Source organism: Pampinifervens navoyensis (assembly GCF_046159715.1).
In the GTDB taxonomy this organism is placed as follows: Bacteria; Aquificota; Aquificia; order Aquificales; family Aquificaceae; genus Pampinifervens.
Window position 1 is genome coordinate 94,274 of sequence record NZ_JBJXCT010000007.1, and the last position, 7,532, is coordinate 101,805.

The following is a 7,532-nucleotide window of genomic DNA, read 5'->3' on the forward strand; positions in this document are numbered from 1 at the left end:
TTTCCTCCTTTAGTTCTGTAAACCTTCAGTCCATATCCTGCCTGAGCTCATCAATTCGTCTATTGGTATCGTCTATTCTCTTATTCAGCGGGCTCACTGCAATACCTACTACTACAGTGATGGCAGATATTATGGTTATTACCTCTGTGAGGTTCATTCCTTTTCCTCCTTGTGAGGCACCTCAAGGACTTTGTAGAGGAGTAAACGAATCTCCCGTATCTCTTCCTTCAGCTCCGTGAACCTCCTGTCAGTGTCCTGCTTGAGTTCTGTAAACCTCCTGTCCATGTCCTGCCTGAGCTCGTCAATACGCCTGTTGGTATCTTCTATTCTCTTATTTAGCAGACTTACCGCTATGCCAACAACCACAGTTATAGCAGAGATGATGGTTACAACCTCTGTCAGGTTCACCGCATCCTCCACCTATAAATATAAGCCCCTACTGGCTTATAAGGGTGGGCTGTATAAAGATAAGAAGCTCAGAATCCTCTTTCTCCGTCCTCTGCTCCATAAAGAGCCACCTGAAGAAGGGAACTCTCATGAGACCAGGAATGCCTCTTTCTGTGGTTTTGTCCAACGCCTTGACAAGTCCCCCGAGCACTACGAGGTCTCCATCTTTTACTATCACCTTTGTGTCCGCCCTCTGGCTCTGGACAGTGGGTATGTCAAAAACAGAACCCGTCTCAAGTTGTATCTGTTCAAGCTTGACTATTTCAGACTTGTTAATGGTTATATCCAGCATGAGATTACCCTCGGGCAGGATAACAGGTGTCACGGTAAGGTAAACCGGTATTCTCTTGTACTGTATGTCCACTGTAGCTGTTCCACCGGGCACCACTGTGACTCTTCTGATAGGGAATTCAAGAACACTCTGTATTATTGCAGGCTCTCCGTTCAGTGTTACTACCACAGGCTTTGAAAGCGTCTTTGCCTTCTGCACCTGCTCGTAGGCGGAAAGTCTCAGGTTTAGTGCGTTCAGAATACCCCTCTGGAAGGTAAAGGCGAGTATGCCACCGGGAGTTGTGGAAAGACCCGGAGAGAGATATTGAGGTACTCCAAAGAGCGTTCCAGGCGCTGGAGACACACCTATTCCCAGATTGGAGCCACCTCCACCACTCCAGAATTGAGGCACCCTTGCTTGAGAGAGAAGAGCGTTCCAGTTTATACCAAGCTCCCTCACCGCACTGGAAGAGAGTTCCACAACCCTTGCCTCTATCTTTATCTGAAGTGGTTGTTCTGAGACAATGTCCCTGTACCTTTCCATAACTCTGTATACCACGTCCGCATAGTCTCTCACTATGACCGCATTCTGGAATATTACCCTTGCGGACTTGTCTTTTCTGTATTCAGGTCCTATTCTTGCCAAATCCTCAGAATCTGGAAATCTGTCACCTATACGCACGCTGTCACCCCTCTGTCCCGCAGGTGCCTGAAGCACCCTCTGAATCTCCTGCTGTCTCTGCTGAAGTTGCTGGAGCTGTTGCTGAAGCAGCGTCCTTTCCTCAGGGGTTGCTTCTCTGAGCCTCTCCGCTATTGCCTGTGCCCTCTGCTGGAGCTCTCTTAGCTCCCTCTCCTCAGCCACTGTTACCGCAATACCAGTTCCAAGAATGTAGACCTCGCCTACTTCTGATAGCATTGGTTGTATTATCCTTCTGAATTCATCCGCAGGCACATACTTTACATAAAGAGCTTTTGTAAGAATGGGCTTTTCTATTCTTGTATCCATTACATACTTTTCAAGGGCTTTTTCCACCCTTTCAAGGTCGCTCCTGCGGGCTGAAATTATAAGGGCGTTGAATTCTGGAGCTTCAGTTATGGTCATGTCTTTTATCTTTAGCTCCTGAAGGGCCTTTGATATGTCTTTGTAGGATATGTCCCTTCTTATGTAAAAGACTCTGGTGATGTATTCTTCTTTTACCTCCGCCCGAAGGCTTGCCCTTTCAATATCCTTTTGAAGTTTTCTGAGCTGTTCTATCTTTGAGATTTCGTCTCTCACAAAGACCTTTTTGAGTGTCCTGTCTATGACAATTTCTGCGGAGGGGCTCACTCTTGCCTTCAGGAGGTCTATAAGTTCCTTTACCTGTGTATCTGTATAGCCAGCTATATCAAAGGTTATGTCTCCTGCCTTCGTTATCCTGAAAACTTTCGTGTCTGCTGGCACGGCTATAAGCCCGTGGGTTTTCAGAACTATGTTCATAGCCTCGCCGACCGGTACAGGTCTGTATATGGCAACACTCACGGTCTTCTGAAGCTCCTGAGATATGGCAGGGTCAAATATTATGTTCATGCCCGAAACTTCAGAAAGTGCCTTGAGGACTATCTCTAACTTCACGTTCTCAAACCTCATCTCCCTTATGGTCTGGGAGTATGAGAGACTTACAAAAAGAAGAACAGTCAGCAGACTCAGCAACCTTTTCATTTCCTACCTCCTTCCCTTGGTTCTTCGGTCTTTTTCATGAACTGAGCGGGATTTTTGTCCACTTTTACCGTTCTTACAGAACCGTCCTTGCCCTCAACAACCACATAGTTTTCAACCTTTCCACCCCTTTCCACCACTATGTAGCCCACAGCACCCTCAAGGCTCTGAAAGGGTTGCTGAGAATAGGAGAGACCTGTTATGGAAAGAAGAGTAATAATAAGTTTTCTCATAGCTCCTTTCCCTCCTTTATGAGTAAATAAAGGTTTATTTCTGTCCTGACCCTGTTGCCTTCGTTGATGAGGTTGAGGCTGGAAGGGTAGGATATTATACCCTCTTTTCTGAGCCCTTCAAGGAAGTTTCTGACCCCTCTGTAGTCCCCGGTCAGGGAGAGCTTCAGCTCACTTCTGAGAAAAGCCACGCTTTCCACTTTCTGTTGAGGCTGTTGTACGGGCTGTTGTGCAGGCTGTTGTTGTGCAGGCTGCTGGGCTTGCTGCTGAGCCTGCTGACCCTCCTTTGGCTTTGGAACCTCCTTTACGAGCTTCTTTTCCGCATCCTGAGCCAGGTAGTATTCAACCTTTTCAGGTTTTGTAACCTGCATCCCCAGTATGAGCACTCCGCTTTTTCTGGCTATGTTACCTATGTTTCTGAGCACGATACCCATGTCCTTCTCCGTGGGTATTTCACCCACAAGGTTAATGAGCTCCTCATACTTTTTTGAGTATTCTGCCCTCAAATCCTCCTCCTGCCTTTTCAAACCCTCCATTATCTTTGGGTCTATACCAGCCTTTATCCTCTCTATATCCGCCTTAAGATTCCTAACATCCATCTCAAGCTTGCTTCTTTCATCAAGAGCCGGCGTGACCATCATAAACCAGAGATAGAGAATGAGAGCAAGGGGTATTAATATAAGAATGGCGTACCTCTGCCACGGTGGAAGCGCCTTAAGCTGTGCTACGAGCCTCTCCATATCTTACCTCCCTTCCTGAAGCTCTCTCTCTGTATTCAGCTTTATGCTGTAGTATTCAAAACCATGGGGATTGAGTTTTCTCTCCAACTGTGTGAGCATTACCCTCTGAGAGCCTGTCCCGAGGGTCTTACCGTAGTTGCTGAGGCTGTTGTAGTCAAGGGAATTAACTTCAAGCTCTGTTACGAGCATCTGCCTGTCCAGGTCAAGGTTCTGCCTGTAAGAGCTGACCCATGAAGCCTTTGGCACGTAAGAGGTGTAGAAGAGAAAGCCCGAATTGAAAGGTTCGTAGTAAGATTTCAGCCCAAGAATTATATCCTTACTCCTCTCAATATCCTGAATCTCCTTCTTTATTCTTGCTATTCTTTCCTCCACAGCCTTTTTCTCATCAAGAAACCTCTTTGCCTCTGTCTGAAGCTTTACCTTCTCTGCGTTCAGCCTGTTAAGCTCAGCTTTTAGGGCATCCACATCCTGATTTACCTTCCAGTAGTATCCAAGAACTGCCACAACTCCAATCCAGAGCACAATCCCTGCGTAATACTCGCCGCCCGCCTTGAATAGGTCCCGAAGCCTCAGTCTTCTGATGGCTGCGATGTCTACGGCTACAGCCTTCTCAGGTCTTTCTTTCCTCACCCTCGCAAGGTTTATCTTAATCATCCTTCCATCCCCCTTATACTTAGTATATACGGAATAAAGAAGTTTGGCTTAACCCCCTCAAGGTCCAGAAGCCCCAGTATGGGAAGGTTTTCCATTATTCTGGTAAGCATTTCCTCCTCTGCAATTATGGGTCCTGCCACATACATGCTGGAGAGGTCGTTGAGGACAACTATGTTTCTTATCTCAGCAAAGAAGCTCTCAAGAGATTCCTCGTCTCTGCTTTTGAGAAATTCTGAAAAGCTCCAGTAGGTCACGTAGTAGCTTATGTTGGTGGGTGAATAGGTGGTGAGTATGGAGTAGTTGTAATCAATGTAAAGAACAGAGAAGGGCACAGGAAGCCTGTGATAGAGTCCATAGTTTATGATGGCCACCACCTCATAGTCCAGTGAATGGAGCTTTAGACCCGCAGACTGGAGCATGTTTCTTATTCCTTCAACGGTTTCCTTGCGTGAAAGAACAAGGACAACACCAATCTGTTTGTCTCCTGGACTCGGCTCGAGTATAAAGTAGTCATAGTAGGTTTCCTCCTTCATGGCGGAGAGCTCTCTCTTTATAGACCACTCTATGGCACTCTGGAGGTCTTTTTTACTCATGGCTGTGGGATACTTGTAGAACTTGAGAAGCCCATCGTTGACGGGTATGCAGGCAACTACCCTTTTGCCAGAAAGTCCGTGCCTCTGAACAAGCTCCTTCAGCACCCTTTCCTTATCCCTCCCCTCAAGGCTTACCTCAAGAGGCTCAGATGCTGGCTTTCTATCCTTTCCCAGCTCCAGTAGCCTTATAACCCTGTCTGTAAAGTGCATGCCAACAACGGTCTTTACTCCCCCCAGTATGGGCGGAAAGGCAAGGCTTATGTTCATGGCACCATCTCCCTCATTCTGTTTTCTGCATCGGCAACCACAAGCATGGTTTTTAGCACTGAGTCTGGGTTCAGGGATATGCTGTCTATACCCTGCTCCACAAGAAAGACGGCAAACTCAGGAAAGTCTGAAGGTCCCTGGCCGCATATTCCCACCTTTCTTCCCTTTTCCTTGGCAACCTGTATCAGGTGGGCTATGAACCTCTTTACCGCCTCATTCCTCTCGTCGTAGAGGTGGGCAACAAGACCCGAATCCCTGTCAAGTCCGAGGGTGAGCTGTGTGAGGTCATTGGAACCTATGGAGAAGCCATCAAATATCTCTGCAAACCTGTCTGCAAGTATGACGTTGCTTGGAAGTTCAGCCATCACATAAACTTCAAGACCATTCTCCCCCTTCCTCAGTCCATATTCCTCCATCACCTTAAGCACCCTTTCTCCCTCCTCGGGTGTTCTACAAAATGGTATCATAACTTTTGTGTTTGTCAAGCCCATCTTGTTACGGACCCTAAGGATTGCCTGGCACTCAAGACCAAAGGCCTCTTTGTATACCTCAGAGTAATACCTTGAAGCACCCCTCCAGCCCAGCATGGGGTTTTCCTCTTCCGGCTCAAAGAGCTCACCACCTATGAGCCCCCTGTATTCGTTGGACTTGAAGTCTGAAAACCTAACTATAACGGGGTTGGGATAAAAGGCGGAGGATATCTTTGCAACTCCGTAGGAGAGCTTCTTTACAAAATACTGGGCCTTGTCCTCGTATCCAAAGGTCAGGCTTTCTATGTCTTCTATGAGCTTCTGAAGGTTGACCTGCTTCCTGTCCTTGCCCTTCGCAAGTTTTTCAGACAGCGGTGGCTTTGCATACCTGTATATTACGCCCATACTCACGTTGCCCCTGTCATCCAAAAGACCCTGCGTTCTGAGATCCTGGTAGAGCTCTCTTATTTCTCCATAGTGCAGAAGGGCAAGGGGATGGACCTTTATGTAATTGGCTATTATGAACTCCTCTCTTGCAAGACCAACACCGTCGTTGGGCAAAGAAGAATATCTGAAAGCAGACTCAGGATTGCCCACGTTCATCATTATCTTGGTGCTGGTCCTTGGCAGGTTCTGAAGGTTTATCTCCTCCACCTCAAAGGGCACATAACCTTCATAGACATAACCAATCTCACCCTCCGCACAGGAGAGGGTCACTTCCATGCCCGTTTTGAGTATCTCCGTTGCCTTGTGGGTGCCAACCACGGCGGGGATTCCCAGCTCTCTTGCCACTATGGCTGCATGGGCCGTTCTTCCACCCCTGTTGGTTATTATGCCCATAGCCTTCTTCATTACGGGCTCCCAGTCTGGGTCTGTTATGTCGGTAACCAGTATTTCCCCTTCCTGAAACTGCCCTGCATCCTTAAGGTCATGTATGACCCTTACCTTTCCATGGGCTATCTTGTCACCAACGGCAATGCCGTATACGATTCTCTTCTTGATTCTTTCCTCTATGGGCTGAGTGAACTTGTAAACCTTGAGAATATTCTCCTCCCTTCTTGAGTGGACCGTTTCCGGTCTTGCCTGCACCACAAAGAGCTGGTTCAGGATACCATCCTTTGCCCATTCTATGTCCATGGGCATCCACCTTCCGTTCCTTCTTGAGTAGTAGTCCTCTATGAGAATTCCCCATCTGGCAAGCTGAAGAATCTCGTCGTCAGAGAGGGCAAACTGCTTCTGCTCCTGAAGGGATACATTTACCACCTTTACCCTCTCCTGTCCTGTGCCGTAGACCATCTTTCTATCCTTCCTTCCGAGCTTTTTCTCAATTATTGCCGAGTATCCAGCCTGAAGTGTGGGCTTAAAGACCATATATTCGTCTGGGGTTACCATGCCCTGCACCAGAAGCTCTCCAAGTCCGTAGGAGGCATTTATTACCACCACATCCTTGAAGCCAGATTCTGTGTCAAGGGTGAACATTACACCAGAGGCACCCATGTCTGACCTGACCATCTTCTGAACTCCCATGGCTATGCCAACCCTGAAATGGTCAAAGCCAAAGGATTCTCTGTAGGATATGGCTCTGTCGGTAAAGAGGGAGGCAAAGCCATTCTTTACCGCAGTGAGCACGTTCTCCGCTCCCACCACATTCAGGTAGGTTTCCTGCTGTCCTGCAAAGGAGGCATGAGGCAGGTCTTCTGCAGTGGCTGAAGAACGCACCGCCACATCAACGGCAAAGGAGCCATACCTTTCCGAAAGCCTCTGATAGTATGTCTTTATTCCCTCTTCAATCTCCTTTGGAAATTCTCCACCCTTTATGAGCTCTCTTATCTGATGGCCTCTTTTTGCAAGGTCCACCACGTCCTTTGGGTCAAGCCCACGCAGGATTTTTCTTATCTCCTCTTCAAGGTGGTTATACCTTATGAATTCATAATAGGCTTCAGAGGTGACCACAAAGCCATAGGGCACGTTTACACCAAGAGAGGACAGGTTTCTTATCATCTCACCAAGAGAGGCGTTTTTGCCCCCTACCAGTGGTATGTCCTCAATGCCCACTTCATCAAGCCAGACAAGATGCTTCATGCCTTACCTCCGCAAAGAAATTTTCAAGTTTTAAGAAATTTTCAAGTTTTTTAGGGTTTTTCACAGGTATTCCCAGGGCTATC

Annotated in this window: 8 protein-coding genes; all 8 read right to left on the bottom strand. The window is 47.5% G+C overall.

Annotated features, from left to right (window positions below; translation table 11 throughout):
* Positions 1-25: 25 nt before the first annotated feature.
* From ACKRDP_RS06705 to ppsA, 8 genes are read right to left on the bottom strand one after another with little or no spacing between them, the layout of a single operon-like run.
* Complete coding sequence (locus ACKRDP_RS06705) at positions 26-157, bottom strand: hypothetical protein (protein WP_409154003.1); 132 nt, start codon at positions 155-157, stop codon at positions 26-28.
* Complete coding sequence (locus tag ACKRDP_RS06710) at positions 154-420, bottom strand: hypothetical protein (RefSeq protein ID WP_409154004.1); 267 nt, start codon at positions 418-420, stop codon at positions 154-156. Before ACKRDP_RS06710 ends, ACKRDP_RS06705 begins: the two co-directional genes overlap by 4 nt.
* A 16-nt stretch (positions 421-436) precedes the next feature.
* A complete protein-coding gene (locus ACKRDP_RS06715; RefSeq protein WP_409154005.1) occupies positions 437-2,416 on the bottom strand; it encodes a type II secretion system protein GspD in 1,980 nt (659 codons plus the stop codon).
* Positions 2,413-2,646 (bottom strand): hypothetical protein, encoded by a 234-nt coding sequence (locus ACKRDP_RS06720; protein ID WP_409154006.1) that lies wholly within the window; start codon positions 2,644-2,646, stop codon positions 2,413-2,415. The genes ACKRDP_RS06715 and ACKRDP_RS06720 overlap by 4 nt, the downstream gene beginning before the upstream one ends.
* Positions 2,643-3,383 carry a hypothetical protein gene (locus ACKRDP_RS06725; RefSeq protein ID WP_409154007.1) on the bottom strand — a complete coding sequence of 247 codons (741 nt, stop codon included), beginning with the start codon at positions 3,381-3,383 and terminating at the stop codon, positions 2,643-2,645. The genes ACKRDP_RS06720 and ACKRDP_RS06725 overlap by 4 nt, the downstream gene beginning before the upstream one ends.
* 3 nt (positions 3,384-3,386) lie before the next feature.
* Positions 3,387-4,037, bottom strand: a complete 651-nt coding sequence (locus ACKRDP_RS06730) for a hypothetical protein (protein WP_409154008.1) — start codon at positions 4,035-4,037, stop codon at positions 3,387-3,389.
* The gene (gene pilM / locus ACKRDP_RS06735) at positions 4,034-4,897 is read right to left on the bottom strand and encodes a type IV pilus biogenesis protein PilM (RefSeq protein WP_409154009.1); all 864 of its coding nucleotides are present in this window, start codon (positions 4,895-4,897) and stop codon (positions 4,034-4,036) included. Before pilM ends, ACKRDP_RS06730 begins: the two co-directional genes overlap by 4 nt.
* A complete protein-coding gene (gene ppsA / locus ACKRDP_RS06740; RefSeq protein WP_409154010.1) occupies positions 4,894-7,449 on the bottom strand; it encodes a pyruvate, water dikinase in 2,556 nt (851 codons plus the stop codon). The genes pilM and ppsA overlap by 4 nt, the downstream gene beginning before the upstream one ends.
* Between the last annotated feature and the right edge of the window lie 83 nt (positions 7,450-7,532).

Coding starts and splice junctions, on each gene's coding strand:
- ACKRDP_RS06705 (WP_409154003.1), bottom strand. CDS start 157: ATGAACCTCACAGAGGTAATAACCATAATATCTGCCATCACTGTAGTA.
- ACKRDP_RS06715 (WP_409154005.1), bottom strand. CDS start 2,416: ATGAAAAGGTTGCTGAGTCTGCTGACTGTTCTTCTTTTTGTAAGTCTC.
- ACKRDP_RS06720 (WP_409154006.1), bottom strand. CDS start 2,646: ATGAGAAAACTTATTATTACTCTTCTTTCCATAACAGGTCTCTCCTAT.
- ACKRDP_RS06725 (WP_409154007.1), bottom strand. CDS start 3,383: ATGGAGAGGCTCGTAGCACAGCTTAAGGCGCTTCCACCGTGGCAGAGG.
- ACKRDP_RS06730 (WP_409154008.1), bottom strand. CDS start 4,037: ATGATTAAGATAAACCTTGCGAGGGTGAGGAAAGAAAGACCTGAGAAG.
- pilM (WP_409154009.1), bottom strand. CDS start 4,897: ATGAACATAAGCCTTGCCTTTCCGCCCATACTGGGGGGAGTAAAGACC.
- ppsA (WP_409154010.1), bottom strand. CDS start 7,449: ATGAAGCATCTTGTCTGGCTTGATGAAGTGGGCATTGAGGACATACCA.